The 19,683-nt window shown below is 47.6% G+C and carries 14 protein-coding genes; 3 read left to right on the top strand and 11 right to left on the bottom strand.

Features of this window, described 5'->3' with window-relative positions; translation table 11 throughout:
• Window positions 1–174 precede the first annotated feature (174 nt).
• The 3 genes from JJQ88_RS17225 (at window position 175) to putP (ending at window position 3,401) form a co-directional block, all read left to right on the top strand.
• The gene (locus JJQ88_RS17225) at window positions 175–1,062 is read left to right on the top strand and encodes an aminoglycoside 6-adenylyltransferase (RefSeq protein WP_210367275.1); all 888 of its coding nucleotides are present in this window, start codon (window positions 175–177) and stop codon (window positions 1,060–1,062) included.
• Between the two features lie 23 nt (window positions 1,063–1,085).
• A complete protein-coding gene (gene plsY, locus JJQ88_RS17220) occupies window positions 1,086–1,709 on the top strand; it encodes a glycerol-3-phosphate 1-O-acyltransferase PlsY (protein WP_210367274.1) in 624 nt (207 codons plus the stop codon).
• A gap of 216 nt (window positions 1,710–1,925) precedes the next feature.
• On the top strand, window positions 1,926–3,401 hold the full coding sequence (gene putP / locus JJQ88_RS17215) for a sodium/proline symporter PutP (protein WP_210367273.1): 1,476 nt from the start codon (window positions 1,926–1,928) through the stop codon (window positions 3,399–3,401).
• A gap of 646 nt (window positions 3,402–4,047) precedes the next feature.
• Here the strand turns inward: putP and JJQ88_RS17210 are convergent.
• The 11 genes from JJQ88_RS17210 to JJQ88_RS17160 all read right to left on the bottom strand — a co-directional run bounded on the left by JJQ88_RS17210 (window position 4,048) and on the right by JJQ88_RS17160 (window position 19,673).
• Complete coding sequence (locus JJQ88_RS17210) at window positions 4,048–5,169, bottom strand: M20/M25/M40 family metallo-hydrolase (protein WP_210367272.1); 1,122 nt, start codon at window positions 5,167–5,169, stop codon at window positions 4,048–4,050.
• Between the two features lie 419 nt (window positions 5,170–5,588).
• A complete protein-coding gene (dcuC, locus tag JJQ88_RS17205; RefSeq protein ID WP_210367271.1) occupies window positions 5,589–6,836 on the bottom strand; it encodes a C4-dicarboxylate transporter DcuC in 1,248 nt (415 codons plus the stop codon).
• A gap of 248 nt (window positions 6,837–7,084) precedes the next feature.
• Entirely contained in the window at window positions 7,085–8,512 is a 1,428-nt protein-coding gene (gene gatB / locus JJQ88_RS17200) for an Asp-tRNA(Asn)/Glu-tRNA(Gln) amidotransferase subunit GatB (RefSeq protein ID WP_210367270.1), read from the bottom strand.
• A 12-nt stretch (window positions 8,513–8,524) separates the two neighbouring features.
• A complete protein-coding gene (gatA, locus tag JJQ88_RS17195; protein ID WP_210367269.1) occupies window positions 8,525–9,973 on the bottom strand; it encodes an Asp-tRNA(Asn)/Glu-tRNA(Gln) amidotransferase subunit GatA in 1,449 nt (482 codons plus the stop codon).
• Between the two features lie 12 nt (window positions 9,974–9,985).
• Window positions 9,986–10,276, bottom strand: a complete 291-nt coding sequence (gatC, locus tag JJQ88_RS17190) for an Asp-tRNA(Asn)/Glu-tRNA(Gln) amidotransferase subunit GatC (protein ID WP_210367268.1) — start codon at window positions 10,274–10,276, stop codon at window positions 9,986–9,988.
• A 1,015-nt stretch (window positions 10,277–11,291) separates the two neighbouring features.
• Window positions 11,292–11,729, bottom strand: a complete 438-nt coding sequence (locus JJQ88_RS17185) for a YueI family protein (protein WP_210367267.1) — start codon at window positions 11,727–11,729, stop codon at window positions 11,292–11,294.
• A 210-nt stretch (window positions 11,730–11,939) separates the two neighbouring features.
• Window positions 11,940–13,220, bottom strand: a complete 1,281-nt coding sequence (gene aceA / locus JJQ88_RS17180) for an isocitrate lyase (protein WP_210367266.1) — start codon at window positions 13,218–13,220, stop codon at window positions 11,940–11,942.
• Window positions 13,221–13,288: 68 nt separating this feature from the next.
• Window positions 13,289–14,884: a malate synthase A gene (gene aceB, locus JJQ88_RS17175; protein WP_210367265.1), complete on the bottom strand. Its 1,596-nt coding sequence runs from the start codon at window positions 14,882–14,884 to the stop codon at window positions 13,289–13,291.
• A 719-nt stretch (window positions 14,885–15,603) separates the two neighbouring features.
• Window positions 15,604–17,151 (bottom strand): L-glutamate gamma-semialdehyde dehydrogenase, encoded by a 1,548-nt coding sequence (pruA, locus tag JJQ88_RS17170; RefSeq protein WP_210367264.1) that lies wholly within the window; start codon window positions 17,149–17,151, stop codon window positions 15,604–15,606.
• A 318-nt stretch (window positions 17,152–17,469) separates the two neighbouring features.
• Window positions 17,470–18,294 (bottom strand): undecaprenyl-diphosphate phosphatase, encoded by an 825-nt coding sequence (locus JJQ88_RS17165; protein ID WP_210367263.1) that lies wholly within the window; start codon window positions 18,292–18,294, stop codon window positions 17,470–17,472.
• A 206-nt stretch (window positions 18,295–18,500) separates the two neighbouring features.
• Window positions 18,501–19,673, bottom strand: a complete 1,173-nt coding sequence (locus JJQ88_RS17160; protein WP_210367262.1) for a CamS family sex pheromone protein — start codon at window positions 19,671–19,673, stop codon at window positions 18,501–18,503.
• Window positions 19,674–19,683 lie beyond the last annotated feature (10 nt).

Here is a 19,683-nt window from a genome sequence, read left to right as displayed (position 1 = left end):
GTCCTTCCTATACTACCGGATATATCATAAACCTTTTTAAGCATTTTGCCAAAGGGAATGGCGATTTTTTAAGCAAAAAGTAAGAATTGATTTTTAAAAACAGTTCCATTCACGCTGAATATTTTTTACAATACAGAAAGAGTGAATAATAAAAAAATTAAGGAGCCTGCGAGCATGGAGCTATTTACCTTTGAAGATCTTGTTTCTCGTTTTGTCAGCTGGGCCCAGGAGCAAGAAGAAATTGAGGCTGCCATTATCATTGGTTCAAGGGCAAGGTCGGAACTGCCGGCCGATGAATGGTCTGACCTGGACATCATCGTTTTGACCGGACAGCCGGAAAAGTACATTTATTCTGAAGAATGGCTTGAGGAGATTCACCCCTATTCCATCACTTTTCTTGAAAAAACGACAATCGGGGATGGCATTGAGCGGCGCGTCATGTTCGACCCATATCTGGATGTAGATTTCGCTCTCCTGTCTCCTGATGACTTCTCCCATCAGATCAAAGATGAAGAAGTTCAGCAGTTGTTCAAAAAAGGTTACCGGATCCTGTTCGATAAAACAGGCGTAACCGATTTGATCAAGCTTCAAAGTGTCCTGCCATCAACCAGGCCTCTCCCCTCGCAGGATGAATACACGAACGCCGTCAATGATTTCTGGTATCACATTGTCTGGCAGGCAAAGAAAATGCTCCGCGGCGAAGATTGGGTTGCCCGTGCGTGCCTCGATGGCAACTTGAAGGGACTGCTCACGACCATGGCGGAATGGCATGCGATTGCCGTGCTGAATCATGCACCATGGCACAATGGCCGTTTCATCGAAGATTGGGCCGACCCAAGGCTCATCGAATCCTTTTCAAAGATTTTCACTAATTACGAACGGACGAATACCTTGAAGGCCATGAAGGAAACGATGGAGATTTTCAGGCTGCTGGCAATCGAAACAGGGATTGCTCTTGAATGCCACTATCCTGCTCATGCTGACAGGGCTGCTGTAGGTTTTGTCTACTTATATGAAGATTTGATCAGCCAGGATAACGGGATGAAGACAAATCTCCATTAACATTTCGACTAAGGGTGAATGATATGACGTGGATCATTGTTTTAGCTGCTTATTTGATTGGATCGATTCCGACAGCTTTATTGATAGGCAAATGTTTTTTCAATGTAGATATCAGGGATCATGGCAGCAAAAATCCAGGCGCGACGAACACATTCAGGGTACTCGGGAAAAGGGCGGCGGTTACTGTCCTGCTGGTTGATGTCGCAAAAGGCATGCTTGCGGCATCGCTCCCTTTGCTTTTCAACCTGTCGATCGATCCGCTGTACACAGGGCTGATTGCCGTAGTCGGCCACTGTTTTCCGGTTTTTGCTGGCCTCCGGGGAGGAAAGGCGATTGCCACTACGGCAGGTACGCTCCTGGTTGCCGACCTTGAGATGTTTTTCATCGCTTATCTGGCATTTTTTCTGGTGACGTTCGCAACCAAATATGTTTTCTTTGGATCCATTTCAGTCGGGCTTGCCCTGTTTGCCCATTCGTTGATCTCTGCTGATTATTCCCATGGATTCCTTTTCCTCGGATTTACTTTCTTGCTCGTTTTCCTCCACCGATCCAATATCCGCAATTTCCTTAGTGGAACGGAAAAGAAAATCAACGACCGAAAAAGGGATGACCGCATTCCTCCCAGAAACCAAGACTTGGTTCCATAAAACAGCCATGGCATTTTGTGTCGTGGTTTTCTTAATTTATATAAGTATATTGAAAAAGTAATTTACTATTAATTCCATAATCTTTTTAATGAAAAAAAGTGATTGAATGTTCTCTATATAAAATGATAGAATATTATATGAATTAGAAATATTTCATAAAAAGGAGACAGAAATATTTCTAAAAAATTTTTCCGGTATAACAAAGGGGGAAAGATTATGTCGAATGATGCTTATCAGCTAATTTCGATCGGGGTTTACATGGCTGCCATGCTGTATATCGGCTGGTATTCCTACAAAAAGACAAGCAACCTCACGGATTACATGCTTGGCGGCCGATCTCTGGGACCTGCTGTAACCGCACTTAGCGCTGGTGCCGCGGACATGAGCGGCTGGCTGCTCATGGGCCTGCCTGGGGGAATTTATGTAAGCGGTTTAGCAAATGCGTGGATCGCGATTGGCTTGACGATCGGCGCTTATCTCAACTGGCTTTTCATTGCGCCGCGCCTCCGTTCCTATTCGCATGTGTCCAACGATTCGATTACGATTCCAAGCTTCCTGGAAAACCGATTCAAGGACAACACAAAACTTCTAAGAATAGTCGCTGGCATTGTTATTTTGGTTTTCTTCACCTTCTATGTTTCTTCAGGAATGGTCGCAGGGGCCGTTTTCTTCCAGAGCTCCTTTGACCTTGACTACCACACTGGATTACTGCTTGTATCTGCCGTTGTTGTTGCCTATACATTATTCGGCGGATTCCTGGCGGTAAGCTACACCGATTTCATCCAGGGCTTGATGATGCTCATTGCCCTGCTGCTTGTTCCGATCCTTGGCTTCTCGAAAACAGGCGGACCTGCAGAGACATTCGATACAATTAGGGCAATCGACCCTGCTTTGCTGGATCTTTTCAAAGGGACTACTGTACTTGGTATCATTTCTACCGCTGCATGGGGACTTGGCTACTTTGGCCAGCCGCACATCATCGTACGCTTTATGGCGATCACAAGCGTGAAAGAAACCAAGAGTGCTAGGAGAATCGGGATGAGCTGGATGATCTTCTCCCTGATTGGAACGATCTTTACAGCCCTTATCGGTCTTGCCTTCTTCACTAAGAACCCACAATTTAAGCTGGACAACCCTGAAGCTGTCTTCATCGAACTTGGGCAGATCTTCTTCCATCCGCTGTTCGCCGGACTGATGCTTGCAGCTGTCCTTGCAGCGATCATGAGCACCATTTCATCACAGCTGATCGTGACTTCCAGCGCTCTTACAGAAGATTTGTACAAAGTGATTTTGAAAAAAGACGGCACAGATAAACAATATGTCTTCATCGGCCGGATGGCTGTACTGCTTGTTGCGATTATCGCCGCTTCCCTTGCCTGGGTGCAGAACGATACGATCCTCGGCCTCGTCGCTTATGCATGGGCAGGCTTCGGTGCCGCTTTTGGACCAGTCATCATCCTCAGCTTGTATTGGAGGAAAATGACGAACTGGGGCGCGATCCTTGGGATGATTGCCGGTGCCGCAACCGTCATCATCTGGAAAAATGTCGGACTTGGAGATACGATGTATGAAATCGTCCCTGGCTTCATCATCAACTTCATCATTTCTGTCGTAGTCAGCATGATCACCTACAAGCCGAATGCCGAAATTGAAAAAGAATTCGACCTAAGCATCAAGAACCTGGAATCCTAAGAGTGGAAGTGCCCCGTCAACAGGGGCACTTTTTTCGTGTTAGGCGGGATTGAGCCATGGATTAGGAATAAAAATGTTACGGGGCAAACATTCCATTCTATTTATTTTCAGGTAAGGAATTCAAGTCATGCAGCAACTATGATGAAAGCTGGCGATGGAAGATTTGCCCGATTTCCTTGTCTTCTTGCCAAAGGACTCGGAATAAACTATCTTTCCTCTGATTGTTCCACATGGAGAATCAGAAAAGTATGACATCTTCTCTTCCAGACGGACTCATTAATGTTTCAGAAAAGCCGGCTAAGGTTCCCTTTAACTGCCTTTTGGCTGTTTTCATGATCGATTTTAAGAGAAACAAAAAAAATTGATTGGAACGGAAGGTGCGAGACTTCAAAGTAATGCTGGCGCACTTTCTTCGTGGGTGGATCAATTTACAGTGTCGAGCGGGTTCAGGGGAAAATCGGAGATTCCCGGCTCAACTCAGCGAGCAGCCCGGAGTGGGAATAAAAAGCAACAAAGTTTACGGTAACAGCCTTGATTTTCACTATTGAAATCCTGCAGCAGGCAGTTGGGTTCGACGATCAAGGATCATCCTGAAAGTGAATGACGATTTAAAAAAGGACCCTGACTGGGCCCTTTTTATCTGAGTCTACTGTTGAACTGTTTCATCAATGATCCCAAGAAGCATTTCTGTGATTTTCACAAGCTCTTCAATTGGGATCCGTTCACTGGTTGTGTGGATATCCTCATAGCCGACAGCAAGGTTTACAGTCGGGATTCCGCAGCCAGATATGATGTTGGCGTCACTGCCGCCGCCGCTATGAAGCAGGGCACAGGGCCTTTCAATCCTGGCGGCAGCCCTATGGGCGATCCGCACGACTTCATCTTCTTCGCAGAGCTTGAATCCTGGGTAGAGGATTTCCACTTCCACCCTGGCTTTCCCGCCCATCTCCTCGGCTGCCTCCTCAAAAGCTGCTTTCATCGTTTTCAGCTGTTGATCCAGCTTGTCGTTCACTAATGAACGGGCTTCTGCAAGGACTGTAACTTCATCACAGACAACATTCAGTTGGCGTCCGCCTTCTATTTTCCCCAAATTCGCAGTGGTGTCTTCATCAATTCTGCCAAGCTGCATTTTGTTGATGGCTGCGGCAGCGATTTGGATCGCATTGATCCCTTTTTCAGGCTCAACACCTGCATGCGCTGTCTTCCCGTATAACACCGCCTTGATTTTCGCTCTCGAAGGGGCAGCCACAACGATATTCCCAACTTTATCATGGCTGTCTATGACAAATCCATATTGGGCATCGAGCAGAGTGGTATCCATTGCCTTCGCGCCTACAAGCCCCGATTCTTCCCCAACGCTGATTACAAACTGGATTTGGCCGTGAGGCAGCCCCGCTTCTTTCAACACTTTGATAGTCTCAAGCATAGCCGCAATCCCAGCTTTGTCATCAGAGCCAAGAATCGTCGTTCCATCAGATTGAATGAAGCCATCTTTGATGAGTGGCTTGATTCCTTTGCCTGGCACCACGGTATCCATATGCGAGGAAAAGAGAATGGGATGGACCCCTGGCCTGGCAGCCTCAATGGTGCAAATCAGGTTCCCTGCTCCATGCCCGGTCCGTTCCATCGAATCATCCTCAACAACTTTAAGCCCCAGCGCTGAGAATTTTCCCTTCAGCACCTTGGCAATTTCCGCTTCATTTTTCGTTTCCGAATCCACCTGAACCAACTCTAAAAACTCTTCTATTAATCTGTCCTGGTTAATCATGGCCGCCTCCTGTTATGCTAAATGGGCGGCGATTCTTTCCCCGCCCATCATGAAATTTGACTGCTTTCCAATTGTTTTTACATTCAACTGATCTCCGGACACTTGACTTTTACATTCAACTTAAAGCCAGCTGATCTCTGGACACTTCGACTTTTACATTCAACCCATAGCCGGCTGATCTTCGGATCCCTGACTTTTACATTCAACCCATAGCCGACTGATCTCCGGACACTTCGACTTTTACATTCAACTTAAAGCAGGCTGATCTCTGGACACTTCGACTTTTACATTCAACCTAAAGCAGGCTGATCTCGCCAGAACCCTTCGATAAGATCGTGCTCCAGCAGCGAACAAGCTTTTCACTTAAGGAATGTTTTTTTATTTGAACGAACCATTGTCTCTCTGTTAAAGGTCTAAAATCACAAAAGAATGATCATTGAGACAATGGTTGCGATGATGATGCCTGGTGCATTGCGCTTTGTCAATTCCATCGGGCTGACTTTGGCGATTCCGGCGCAAACAATGGCGGCACCCGCAATTGGTGACATTGTCCGTCCAAGTGCGCCGCTAAGTAATGCGATACTTCCCATATTAACTTGGCTGATTCCAAACTTCTCTGCGAATGGGGTGACCGCTTCATTGAACGCAAAAGTTGCGGCATCACCAGACCCTGATATGACCGCGAGCACAAATGGACCAAATGTCGCTGCGAACTTGGCGATGCTTGGAGAATTGGTCATGGCTTCAATAAAGGCATCGACAAGGCCAATCGCTGTCATGCCTCCTACAAACACTGCAGCGGCGATGATAATGCCCATGATGTCTCCATACGCCTTTCCCATTCCATCAAAGAAGGATTGGGTTACTTTCGTTGGATTTGAACGGGTTACGATTAGGGTCAGGATCACACCAATCAGCATGGCTGCTGGAACACTCATTTGGATGCTTGGAATCACGGTTGAACCAAGGACCAGGATAATCAGGGGAATGACCGGCATGATGGCATACAGGATATTCAGCTTTGTTTCTTGCTCCTCTACATCAGAAATATATTTAGAGCCTTTATCTTCTTTCAAAACCTTTGCCATCACAGCAAGTGAGATTGCGATGATGAGAACCGAAAGGACGTGGGCGAATGCATGTACTTTAACTACATCCATAGCAGACATCTTTGCGATTTCAGCAATGAAGGGGTTATGGGCCGTCCCGACATTCAGGTTGCTCCCGAATGTCCCTGCCATAACCGCTGCTGCAGCAATTGCCGGTGAGACGCCCGCTCCCATCAATACCGGAATCAGGATCGCCCCAACTGCCGCTGCCGCTCCTGCTGCACTAGGCAATGCAATATTTATGGCGAAGGTTGCGAGAGTCGCTCCAGGGATAAGGAATAAATGGAATCTCTTTAGACCTCCTGCAACCAATTTCACAAGCTGCTGATCACATTTTGTATACTTCATGACAAACGCAAAACCCATTACAGACAGGATTGCTTCAATCAACCCCGCCGTAGACATCCTTTCTGTAAAAGCGGTAAAAGCGGCCATTGGCTTGCCGGCAATCAGCGCCATCAATAAGCCCGCAGCGAACAGCACCATTCTTGCTTCTTTCCGTTTGACAAGGAAGTAGATAGCCCCCAGGATAATAGCCGTACCGATAAAAATTAGCATCGCAATCGCCCTTTCTATTGTTGTATATCCTCTACATTCCTGATTATAAAGAGGGATAAAAAGGAAAACTGTAGCTATTTTATGAATCTTTATTGGGAAATGACTTTGTTAACAAAACAATCATGGAAATGTACAAAAGTGTACATAAATAGAAATGGTATTGGAGGAATTTGTCGTTTCTTTCCTTTCCCGGGAAATATTTTCTTCATTCGACGAAAAAGCTGGCGAAAATTCGCCAGCTTTTTTGTTTATCTTTTATTTAGTTCTTCCACAAGCAGTTTGTTTACGAGCTGAGGATTGGCCTGGCCTTTCGTCGCTTTCATGATCTGACCGACAAGGAAGCCTTTTGCTTTGTCCTTTCCCCCTTTGAAATCTTCAACCGACTGCGGGTTGGCATCAATGATCTCGGAAATGATCTTTAACAGCTCACCTTCATCGGAAATCTGGACAAGCCCTTTTTCCTTCACGATTTTTTCCGGGTCTCCGCCCTTCTCGATGAGCTCCTTGAGTACCTGCTTAGCGATTTTTGAAGAGATAGTCCCGTTTTCAATCAAGGCAATCATTCCTGCTAATGCCTTAGGCGTCAATGCCGTTTCTTGCAGTTCCTTCGATTCTGCCTTTAAGTAAGCGGAGAATTCACCCATCAGCCAGTTGGAAGCCTGCTTTGCGTCTGCTCCGACTTCAACTGCCGCTTCGAAGAAATCCGCCATCTCCTTGGAAACAGTCAAAACTTCCGCATCATAAGCGGGAAGCCCCAGTTCGTCAACATAGCGTTTTTTGCGCTGATCAGGCAGTTCCGGGATTTCCGCACGGACCCTCGCCATCCACTCTTCGTCAATATAAATGTCAGGCAGATCCGGTTCAGGGAAATATCGATAATCATCCGATCCTTCCTTGACGCGCATCAGGATCGTCGTATTTGTATTTTCATCGTAACGGCGTGTCTCCTGCTGGATTTCGCGGCCAGCGAGGATTTCCTGCTCCTGACGTTTTTCTTCGTATTCAAGACCCTTGCGGACGAAATTGAATGAGTTCAGGTTTTTCAGTTCAGTTTTCGTCCCGAACTCTTTTTGGCCAACCGGCCTGATGGAAATGTTAGCGTCACAGCGCAGAGAGCCTTCTTCCATTTTACAGTCGGATACGCCTGTATACTGGATGATCGACTTCAATTTTTCCAAATAGGCATAAGCCTCGTCCGGCGTGCTGATATCCGGTTCGGATACAATCTCGACGAGCGGTGTTCCCTGGCGGTTATAATCGACAAGCGAATAGCCGTTTCCGTGTGTCAGCTTGCCAGCATCCTCTTCCATATGGATCCGTGTGATGCCGATTTTCTTTTTATAGCCGTTCACTTCAATTTCGATCCAGCCATTTTCCCCGATTGGCTTATCAAACTGGGAAATCTGGTAGGCCTTCGGGTTGTCCGGATAAAAGTAATTCTTCCGGTCGAACTTCGTATGTCTCGCGATTTCGCAGTTCAGCGCCATTGCTGCCTTCATCGCATAGTCGACTGCTTTTTTGTTGACGACAGGCAGTACGCCTGGATAGCCCAGATCAATGACACTTGTATTTGTATTCGGTTCGGCGCCGAAATGGTTCGGGCTCGCCGAGAAGATCTTCGATTCTGTTTTAAGCTCCACATGGACCTCAAGGCCGATAACCGTTTCAAACTTCATTGCTTTCACCCCTTACAGCTGCGGTTTTTGTTTATGGTAATCTGTTGCCTGTTCGAAAGCATGGGCAACCTTGTAAATCGTCTGTTCGTCAAAATGGCGGCCGATAATCTGCAGGCCAAGCGGAAGCCCTCCATCGAACCCACATGGAACGGAAATCGCAGGAACCCCAGCAAGGTTCACAGGAATCGTTAAAATATCATTCACATACATGGTCAGAGGGTCAGCGATATTCTCGCCAATTTTGAACGCCGGTGTCGGTGTCGTAGGCCCTACGATCACATCGTATTGCTCGAACACTTTTTCAAAGTCTTGCTTGATCAGCGTGCGGACCTTCTGTGCTTTTTTATAGTAGGCATCATAATAGCCAGAGCTCAGCGCAAATGTTCCAAGCATGATTCGCCGCTTCACTTCCTCGCCGAAGCCTTCCGCACGTGTCTTCTTGTACATTTCGATCAGGTTCTCGGCATCTGGAGTCCTGTATCCGTAGCGGACGCCGTCAAAGCGGGCAAGGTTCGCCGATGCCTCCGAGGAAGCCAGCAAATAATAAGCGGCAAGCGCGTATTTGGAATGCGGCAGGGAAACTTCTTCCCAGGTCGCTCCTTCCTTCTCCAGGACCTTCAAGCCTCCAAGCACGGAATTACGCACTTCTTCGCTGACACCTTCGCCCAGGTACTCTTTTGGCACAGCGATTTTTAAGCCTTTTATATCTCCAGTCAAAGACTTCACATAGTCAGGAATAACCACTTTGGCGGAAGTTGAGTCCATCTCATCATGCCCGGCTATTGCTTTCAGCAAGAAAGCATTGTCTTCAACGCTGCGTGTGATCGGGCCAATCTGGTCAAGCGACGACGCAAACGCTACGAGGCCGAAGCGAGAAACCAAGCCATATGTAGGCTTCATGCCGACCACTCCGCAGAAGGAAGCCGGCTGGCGGATCGATCCGCCTGTATCCGAGCCAAGCGAGAACAGGACTTCTCCAGCCGCGACCGCAGCAGCGGAGCCGCCTGAAGACCCGCCGGGAACTCTCTCAAGGTTCCACGGATTGAATGTTTTTTGGACGCTTGAATTCTCGTTTGAAGACCCCATCGCGAACTCGTCCATATTCAGCTTGCCAATCGTCACCGTTTCAGCCTGATTCAGTTTTTCCATAACCGTCGCGTCGTAAATAGGATCAAAGTTTTCGAGAATTTTGCTCGCGCAGGTGGTGCGCAATCCTTTTGTGACAATATTATCCTTGATGCCGATCGGCATTCCATATAATGTACCGGCCGGTGCCGCTTTTTCATCCAAAGCCTTTGCCGCTGCGCGGGCGTTCTCTTCATCAAAAGTCAGGAAAGCCTGCACCTTACCTTCCACCTCGCCGATCCGCTTGTACGACTCGTCAACGAGGTCGGTAACGCTGATTTCTTTTTTATGTAAAAACTCATGCAGCTCCGAAATCTTATGTTCAAATAAACTCATCGCCGATCCTCCCTACTCCATGATTCCAGGTACTTTAATTTGCCCATCCTGATGGTCTGGCGCATTCTTCAATACTTCCTCACGCGGCAGCCCCTGCTGTGCGCGGTCCTCACGCATCACATTCCTGACCTCCAGCGCATGCGCCATCGGCTCCACATTCTCTGTATCCAGCTCATTCAGCTGCTCCGCGAACGAAATAATGTCGTCCAGCTGCTTCGTGAACTTACTCGCCTCTTCCTCTGTGATCGCCAATCTCGCCAGGTGTGCGACATGCTTTACCTGATCGACTGAAATCCTTGACATAAAAACACCTCCGTATATCCATCCGCTAATCAATATTACTACTGATCATAGCAAAGTTTTTCACGTTAAAGCAATACAAGCTTCCGATGAGTTCTATTTTATCAGAAGTAAGGCCGGATCGCAGTTTTGTGAAGAAAAAGAAATGAAAATCGGCTCTTTCGGCTTGAAAGAGGGGGGTTCCTTTGTGATTATCCCGGTGGATGCTGATATTTTCCTCATTAGAGTGGATTTTCTCCTTTTGGATGCTGATATTTTCCTCATTAGAGTGGATTTTCTCCTTGTTTAGCCGATATTCACCCAGGTCAAGGCCACATCCTCGCGATGGAAGTCAATCCCTAGATGATATTCTCCCAAAGGAAGCCAATATTCTCCCAATTGACCCATGTAATCTCCCAAATCAACTCGTTATTCTCCCAATTCTTTGCCGGATTCTCCTAATCAAACCCTGGAATCCCCCGTTTCCCCTTTTTTTTGGAAAAAACACTGCCTATTTTCCTCATTAGAGTGGATTTTCTCCTTGTTTAGCCGATATTCACCCAGGCCGAGGCCACATCCTTGCGATGGAAGTCGCTCCCGAGATGATATTCTCCCAATGGAAGCCATTATTCTCCCAATCAACCCACGTAATCTCCCAAATCAACTCGTTATTCTCCCAATTCTTTGCCGGATTCTCCTAATCAAACCCTGGAATCTCCCGTTTCCCCTTTTTTTGGAAAAAATACTGCCTATTTTCCTCATTAGAGTGGATTTTCTCCTTGTGTAGCCGATATTCACCCAGGCCGGGGCCACATCCTCGCGATGGAAGTCGATCCCGAGATGATATTCTCCCAATGGAAGCCATTATTCTCCCATTTGACCCATGTAATCTCCCAAACGAACTCGTTATTCTCCCAATTCTTTGCCGGATTCTCCTAATCAAACCCTGGAATCTCCCGTTTCCCCTTTTTTTGGAAAAAGTTATCCCAGTTTGCCATTTTCCTAAAATAAAAAGAGGCCTTCAGATGGCCCCTTAAAATCATTTTTTAAACAGCTTCCCAAATCCCGAGAAAAGCCCTTTCTTCTCCTCGAGTTGGACTTGCGGCTTTTTCTTCGCGAGGTATATATCTTCTTTATCGATTGCGTGGTCATGGGCAAAAACCAGGCCGAGCTCGGAATCGTATTCCTTATTGGTGACGATTGTAAACTCGATGCCTCGTTTTTTGGCTGCTTTGATGTATTTGGAAAGATAGGAGTAAGATATATTGCCATTCAGGAACAGGTGTGCGCTCGGGTTCTCGTCCATCAGCACCAGGACTTCCATCTCGACTCCCTTTTTCATTACTTGCGCCTTTGTGAGTGCGATCACGACCCGTTCGCGGAGCGTTGTCAGGAACCGTCTTCTTTCATCCGGCTTGGTTTGTTTGGCGCCATGGATTCCCTGCTGCAAATACTCATCGACTTTATTGTTGCCCATACGGTCACCTCCATCATCCATTACTACTATGTATGATTCGCCTGAAAAGACGGTGCTAGTTTAATCATAGCCTAATTGTAACAAAAAAACCCTCCCCTTCGACGGAAGAGGAGGCACAAATAGGAGAATGCAAGGTGAAAAAATCAATCAATATGGTAAACCCTTGCGCGAGCCTGGAGCAAAGGCACGCGCAAGGAGAAGACCCAAAAATCAGGTAGTGGTGAATTGCTCTTCTTCGGTGGATCCCTTCAGAGCAGTCGTTGAAGAGGTTCCGCCTGAAATGACCATCGAAACTTGGTCGAAATAGCCAGTACCGACTTCGCGCTGGTGCCTTGTGGCGGTGTAGCCGTGCTTTTCGCTGGCGAATTCCGCCTGCTGCAGCTCGGAGTATGCAGCCATTCCGCGATTCTTGTAGCCGCGGGCAAGCTCGAACATGCTGTGGTTCAGGGCATGGAAGCCTGCCAGTGTAACGAATTGGAACTTGTAGCCCATCTTGCCAAGCTCGACCTGGAATTTCGCGATAGTTTCATCATCCAGCTTCTTTTTCCAGTTGAATGATGGTGAGCAGTTGTAGGCAAGCAGCTTGCCTGGGTATTTTTCATGGATTGCCTCGGCAAACCGGCGTGCTTCTTCAATATTAGGCTCTGCTGTTTCGCACCAGATAAGGTCTGCATATGGTGCGTAAGCCAGACCGCGGGCAATCGCCTGGTCAAGACCGGCAGAAGTCCGGAAGAAGCCTTCAGGCGTCCTTTCGCCCGTGATGAACGGAGCATCGTAAGGGTCGACATCGCTTGTGATCAAATCTGCGGCATTCGCATCAGTACGTGCAACAATCAATGTTGGAACGCCCATGACATCGGCTGCCAGGCGCGCCGCAACCAGGTTGCGTACAGCAGTTTGTGTTGGCAGGAGAACTTTTCCGCCAAGGTGGCCGCATTTCTTTTCAGATGACAGTTGGTCTTCAAAGTGGACACCTGCCGCACCTGCTTCAATCATCCCTTTCATCAGTTCGAACACATTCAACTGGCCGCCAAAGCCTGCTTCTGCATCGGCAACAATCGGCGCGAACCAGTCGACGGAGTCGTCTCCCTCTGAATGGGTGATCTGGTCGGCTCTTTGCAGTGCCTGGTTGATGCGCTTAACAACTGCAGGGACACTGTTTGCCGGATATAAACTTTGGTCAGGATACATATGTCCAGACAGGTTCGCATCGGCCGCAACCTGCCAGCCGCTCAAATAGATTGCCTTCAGTCCCGCTTTTACCTGCTGAACTGCCTGGTTTCCAGTCAAAGCACCAAGCGCGTTGACGAAATCTTCCTCATTCACAAGCTTCCAAAGCTTTTCCGCGCCGCGGCGGGCTAGCGTGTACTCGATATCGATGGACCCGCGGAGCCTGATGACCTCCTCAGCAGTGTAGGGCCTTTCGACTCCGTTCCAGCGGGATTCCAATTCCCAGCTTTCCTGCAATTGCTTTACTCTTTCTTGTGTCATAAAAAAGTTCCTCCTAAGTAATGGATTAGTCTATTCATCTGGCAAACTATCGAATCTGTAAGAAACGATTAGGCAAGCCTCTGGTAACCTGGCAGCGTGAGAAACTCGACAAAGTCATCCTGTAAAATCAACCCGTCGAATAGTTCGACTGCTTCTTTGAATCTTCCTTTTCCAAACTGGTCTTCGCCGACTTCCTGACGAATCTTCTCAAGCTCTTCAACTTTTAGCTCTTCATACATTTCAACGGTGACTTTACGGCCGTCATCGAGAACGCCCTTCGGATGGCGGATCCACTGCCAAAGCTGGGCCCGTGAAATTTCTGCGGTTGCTGCATCCTCCATCAGATTGTGGATCGGAGCAGCGCCTCGGCCGTTCAGCCATGAAGCGACGTATTGGATGCCGACATTGATATTCATCCTTACGCCCTGCTCGGTGATCGTTCCTTCTGGGACAGCAAGCAAGTCCTCCGCAGTTACTTCAATATCCATCTGCTTGCCAGATTCAATCTGGTTGGCCTCATGCATCTCCCGGTTGAAGGCTTCAAGAGCAACTGGGACAAGCCCTGGATGGGCGACCCATGTGCCGTCATGTCCATCGCGCGCTTCGCGTTCCTTATCTGCACGGACTTTGGCAAAGGCTTCTTCGTTTGCTTCCGGATCATTCTTGATCGGGATTTGTGCAGCCATTCCACCCATAGCCGGTGCCTTGCGGCGGTGGCACGTCTGGATTGTCAACAGCGAGTAAGATCTCATGAATGGAACCGTCATCGTCACCTGCGAGCGGTCCGGTAAAATGACATCATCTTGTGAGCGGAGCTTTTTCAAATAACTGAAGATGTAATCCCATCGGCCACAGTTCAAGCCTGCCGAATGCTCCCGCAGCTCATATAGGATTTCATTCATTTCAAAAGCTGCCATGATGGTTTCAATAAGGACCGTTGCTTTAATCGTCCCCTGCGGGATTCCCAGTTCGTCCTGTGCATATTTGAATACATCGTTCCACAGGCGCGCTTCGAGGTGGCTCTCCATCTTCGGAAGGTAGAAGTATGGGCCGGACCCCTTCTCGATAAGGTTCTTGGCATTATGGAAAAAGTACATCGCAAAATCGAACAGTCCTCCGGAAATCGGATTTCCATCGAGCAGCACATGCTTTTCTTCCAGGTGCCAGCCCCTTGGGCGGACCATTAAAACAGCGGTTTCATCTTTCAATTCGTATTTTTTCCCGTTTTGATTCTCGAACGAAATCGTCCGGTTGACCGCATCCCGCAGGTTGATCTGCCCTTCGATGATGCTTTCCCACGTTGGCGAGGTTGCATCTTCGCAGTCTGCCATGAACACTTTCGCTCCAGAATTCAAAGCGTTGATGACCATTTTCCTGTCAGTCGGCCCTGTGATTTCAACCCGGCGATCCTTCAAATCATCCGGCAATGGCGCGATTGTCCATTCACTTTCACGGATATGCTTCGTATCCGCCAAAAACTCCGGCAGCTTGCCGGCATTGATTTCTTCTTGACGTTGTTCCCGTGCCTCCAGCAATTCCCTTCGGCGCTGGCCGAAACGACGTTCAAGCTGTTCGACAAAATTCAGTGCTTCCGGGGTTAGGATCTCGCTGTATTCGGTTTTCAAGTTGCCAATAATCTCAATTCCTGTTGTCTGTGTCGACATCTGCAGCCTTCACTCCTTTTGTTATAGTACAGTAAGAATTACTATAATTCGTATTATATAACAGAAAATTCGAAATGCAATTGTTTTGTTGAATTTTTCTGAAAAAATTTTAGAATTGATTCAAATGCCCTAAAAGCGGAAAAGCCTCTTTTCCTTCGAAAAGAGGCAGTCTATCAGGGTTTAATCTACTTTTGAATAAGTCTTTCTTACTAATGGGAATCTTTGATGAATAATCTGAAGGGCCAGATTTAAACCCAGCAGATCAGAAAAATCTCTTGATGAGGGATGTAGCGGGATCTGTTTGACATCCTCAAGAACCTTAACCTTACATTGGAATTCAAAAAACTCTTTTACTCCCCAAGAACGGCTTAACCCCTCACATCGGAATCCAATGAACCACTTTGACTTCTCAAGACCAGCTTAAATACACATTGGAATCCAATGAAGCTGTTTGACATCCTCAAGAACAGCTTAACTGCAGATTGGAATCCAATGAAGCTGTTTAACATCCACAAGAACAGCTTAATTGCAGATTGGAATCCAAAAAAATTCGCTGACTCGCCCCTTAACCACGCTCTGGGACCGTTTGAACGTTTTTTGCTTACTAAGAGCCTGCTTACTCCTATGCTGGGGCCCTTTGATCCTGCCTGGCAATTCCAGGGAAGGAGCTGAGGGACAAAAAAACCCTTCTCTGAAAAAAGAGAAGGGTTTCACTTGTATTAGAACATTTCTGAAGTTGTCTTCGCTTGCATGTGGAGGAGCAGATAGTCTGGTCCGCCGGCTTTTGAGTCGGTTCCTGACATGTTGAAGCCGCCGAATGGCTGGTAACCGACAATGGCACCGGTGCAGCCACGGTTGAAGTAAAGGTTTCCAACATGGAAATCTTCGCGTGCCTTTTCGATGTTCTCGCGGTTCCTCGTGATGACTGCGCCAGTCAGGCCGTATTCTGTGTTGTTGGCAATTTCAAGCGCGTGGTCAAAGTCCTTCGCTTTCGCGAACGCAACAACCGGACCGAAGATTTCTTCCTGCATGATCGTTGCCTTAGGGTCAACATCAGCAAAGATTGTTGGCTTGATGAAGTAGCCCTTGGAGTTGTCACCTTCACCGCCGGCCATCAATCGGCCTTCCTTCTTGCCGATTTCGATGTACTTCATGATCTTGTCGAATGCGCCCTGATCGTTAACAGGACCCATGAATGTACTCTGGTCTGTCGGATCGTCAAGCTTCAGCTGGTTTGTCAGCTCAACTGCGCGGTTAAGAACTTCATCGTACACGTCCTCTACGATAACAGCACGCGAGCATGCGGAACACTTCTGGCCAGAGAAACCGAATGCGGAAGCAACGATGGATTGCGCTGCCAATTCAAGGTCAGCATCCTTGTCAACAACAATCGTGTCTTTTCCGCCCATCTCTGCGATGACACGCTTCAGCCAGATTTGCCCTTCATTCAATTTAGATGCGCGTTCGTTAATGCGCAGCCCTACATCGCGTGAACCTGTGAAGCTTACGAAACGGGTGTCTTTGTGGTCGACGAGGAAGTCACCCACTTCTGCGCCGCTTCCTGGGACGAAGTTCAGGACGCCTGCTGGCAGGCCTGCTTCTTCCATGACCTCGACGAACTTCGCAGCAACCACTGGAGTCGTGGAAGCTGGCTTCAATAGAACCGTGTTGCCGGAAACAATCGCAGCCACAGTTGTCCCAGCCATGATTGCAAGCGGGAAGTTCCAAGGCGAGATGATGATTCCGACCCCAAGGGGAATGTAGTCATAGCGATTATATTCATTCGGACGGCTTTGTACTGGCACACCGTCTTTAATCCTGAGCATTTGGCGGGCATAGAACTCAAGGAAATCGATTGCTTCTGCTGTATCAGCATCCGCTTCGTTCCATGGCTTCCCTGCTTCTTTTGTTAAAAGCGCGGAGAACTCGTGCTTGCGGCGGCGAATGATCGCAGCTGCCTTGAAAAGAACATCCGCACGTGTCTCAGGCTTCACTTTTTTCCATGTCTTGAACGTTTCAACGGCAGCTTGCATCGCTTTTTCAGCAAGGTCACGGTTTGCCTTTGAAACTCGTCCGATCACTTCTTCTTTATTGGATGGGTTGTAAGATACAATCTTTTCTTCAGTCGAGATGCGCTCCCCGCCAATAACCAAGTCATAATCCTGGCCAAGATAGCCTTCTACTGTCTTCAATCCTTGCAAGTATGCCTGACGGTTTTCCTCAACTTTGAAATCCGTGAAAGGCTCATGTTTGTATGGCTGAACCATTCCTAATCCCCTCCTATGTATTAAAGCGTTTTCATACCCCTTTATTTTATCATGATATCGCAATAGTATTCAATGGCCGAGCCTCATGAAAGAATGGTTTGCGGAATTACTTTATTCTCATCGTCCGTACATGGGAAAGCTTGCTGGGAGGGCTGTTTGCGGTGGCTGATTTGCTCCACTAACTGCACCGTGTTAAGAACCAGGACATGGGGGTAGACATGTTGCAGCTCTTTCACGGAGGCTCGCTCCTAACTCTTCTCCCTATTTATTCGCTAAATGGAAAAAGCCGAATTCCACAAAGGGAATCCGGCTTTCTGACTATTGGAAGTAAATAATAAAGATCAGCCCTGCCAACACGATTCGATAGATGGCGAATGGAATCAATTTGATCCGGCCGATTAATTTCAGGAAAAACTTAATGGATAACAACGCAAAAACAAATGCGCTGATGAAACCGACAGCAAAGACCGGGATGGCATCCAGAGTGAAATATTGCCATTTGCTGATAAGCGACAGCAAGCTGGCGCCAACCATGATTGGAACGGCCATAATGAAGGTGAAATCAGCGGCTGCGCGGTGGCTCATGCCTAGCAGGACACCTCCGGATATGGTAGATCCGGAACGGGAGAAGCCTGGCCACAATGAAAGACATTGGATGAGGCCCACAGCAAACGCCTGCTTATAGGTGATCTGATCGACTGTTTCGATCGTGCGCTTCCTTCCGCCAAAAAGGTCCGCGGCAATCATCAGCAGCGCGCCAACAACAAGTCCGACCAAAACCGTCTTTGTTGAAAATAAATGCTCATCGATGTAATCCTCGAACAGCACACCTAAAATACCGGCGGGCAGCAAACCGACGATTACATGGGTCAGCCGGAGCCTCTCTTCTTTGGCGCGTGCATCTTTCTTCAGTCCAAGCATTTCAATGAACCGGTTCCAGAATACGACGACAACGGCAAGGATGGATCCGAGCTGGATGACTACCTTAAAAGTGTTGGCTACTTTTTCGCCAAGGAAATCCCCGGAGCGGAGCCACATATCATCGACGATGATCATGTGGCCGGTGGATGATACTGGCGCAAATTCCGTAAGCCCTTCTACCAATCCTAAAATCAACGCAACGATCAATTCCCATATATTCATAGCATAACTCCCATTTTTTCATATTTTCCTAACTTAGTATTCAACAATTCAATACCTTATCTACTTTTCCTTAATCGTGCAAGTCCCAAGGAAACAGCCGCCTGCGGGAATAGTACGATGGCTTTCTCAACAATCCGGGAACCCAGTGAAGGGATGGATCAAAATTGAGGGTAAAAAGGCAAAGAGCCTAGGCCCTTTGCCTTTCCTTATTGGTAAATATGGACAAAAGGTTCATCCTTTTCCGGTTTACGTACAATCAGCGCCTCGGGTCCCATGACGGATGAGATGTTGACTTCGACGGTCACATAGTCAGGGAAATGCTCCATCACAAGCCCTGTGACGAACTGGGTAAAACCGATCGCTTCGGCTTTCCCATAAAATTGGATAGGAATATCAATGCTCAATTCCTGCAGCTGGCCGTCAATGTAGAAGCCTCTTCCGATCACTCCGTTGAAGTTAGGAAAATACTTTTCGACCTCTTGTTTGAAATTCTCATAGAACGTCATATCATCACGATGATTCTCTTTCGCATAAGCAGATGGGAACAACACGTATTTTTCCTTTACACTTTCCCAGCTGCCGATGTTGCTGCCATTCTTTGGCACTTTCGTGTAGGCAAAGTAATTGCCGGGGACGACCGAGGAACGGCTTTCCTGCTCAAACAGGCCGATTGTAATCGGCACATCCTTCAATTCATCAATTTTCCGCATCCTGGTCAGTACTTCCTGTGCGATCTTCTTGCCCTCTTTTTCGAGGACAGACCTAGGAATCTTTTTTTCGTACACTGCGCCATATGCTTCTTTCGTATAATAATGGACCGAGTTCAGCGCAATCCCGATCGCCACCCCGCCAAGCTGGTATGTTTCCTTTTTCACATTGACAAGATAGTTGTGTTCAAGGATATGGGAAAGGTAGATTGGATACTTTTCATTCAGTGCCTTGATATCTCCACTATCAGGCATCATCGGGTTCAGGCCAATATTCTCTTCTTTACTCAGCTTCTCTTCCTTCAGCTGTTTATCCGTGAATTTGCGGTTGAGCCAAAGGCGAACCGTCTTGTTGTCAAGGTATTGCCCTTCCTTGAACGCATATTGATCCGTCGGGAAAGAGTTTTGCGCAATTCGCATCAGGCCGGTTTCAAACTCGTTGATATCGTACCGGGTATTCAAGTTGTTGACTGTCATCCCCCTGGTAGCCCCTGGTTCAAATGGCAGTTTTGTCCGGTAGTATTCATCTGAAATCTTGTATTTAGGAATAATCGCTTTTTCCGTCGTGTCGTTATCCTTCTTTTGGACAATCTGTTCTTCCTTCTGAAAGTTGGGAGCACAGGCCGTCAGCAAAAGGACAAGAGATAGAGCGACCATTGAGATCTTCCTCATGGCGTTTACA

Source organism: Bacillus sp. REN3 (genome assembly GCF_017912555.1).
Classification (GTDB): domain Bacteria; phylum Bacillota; class Bacilli; order Bacillales; family Cytobacillaceae; genus Mesobacillus.
This window is presented reverse-complemented; position numbering and strand designations above follow the sequence as displayed.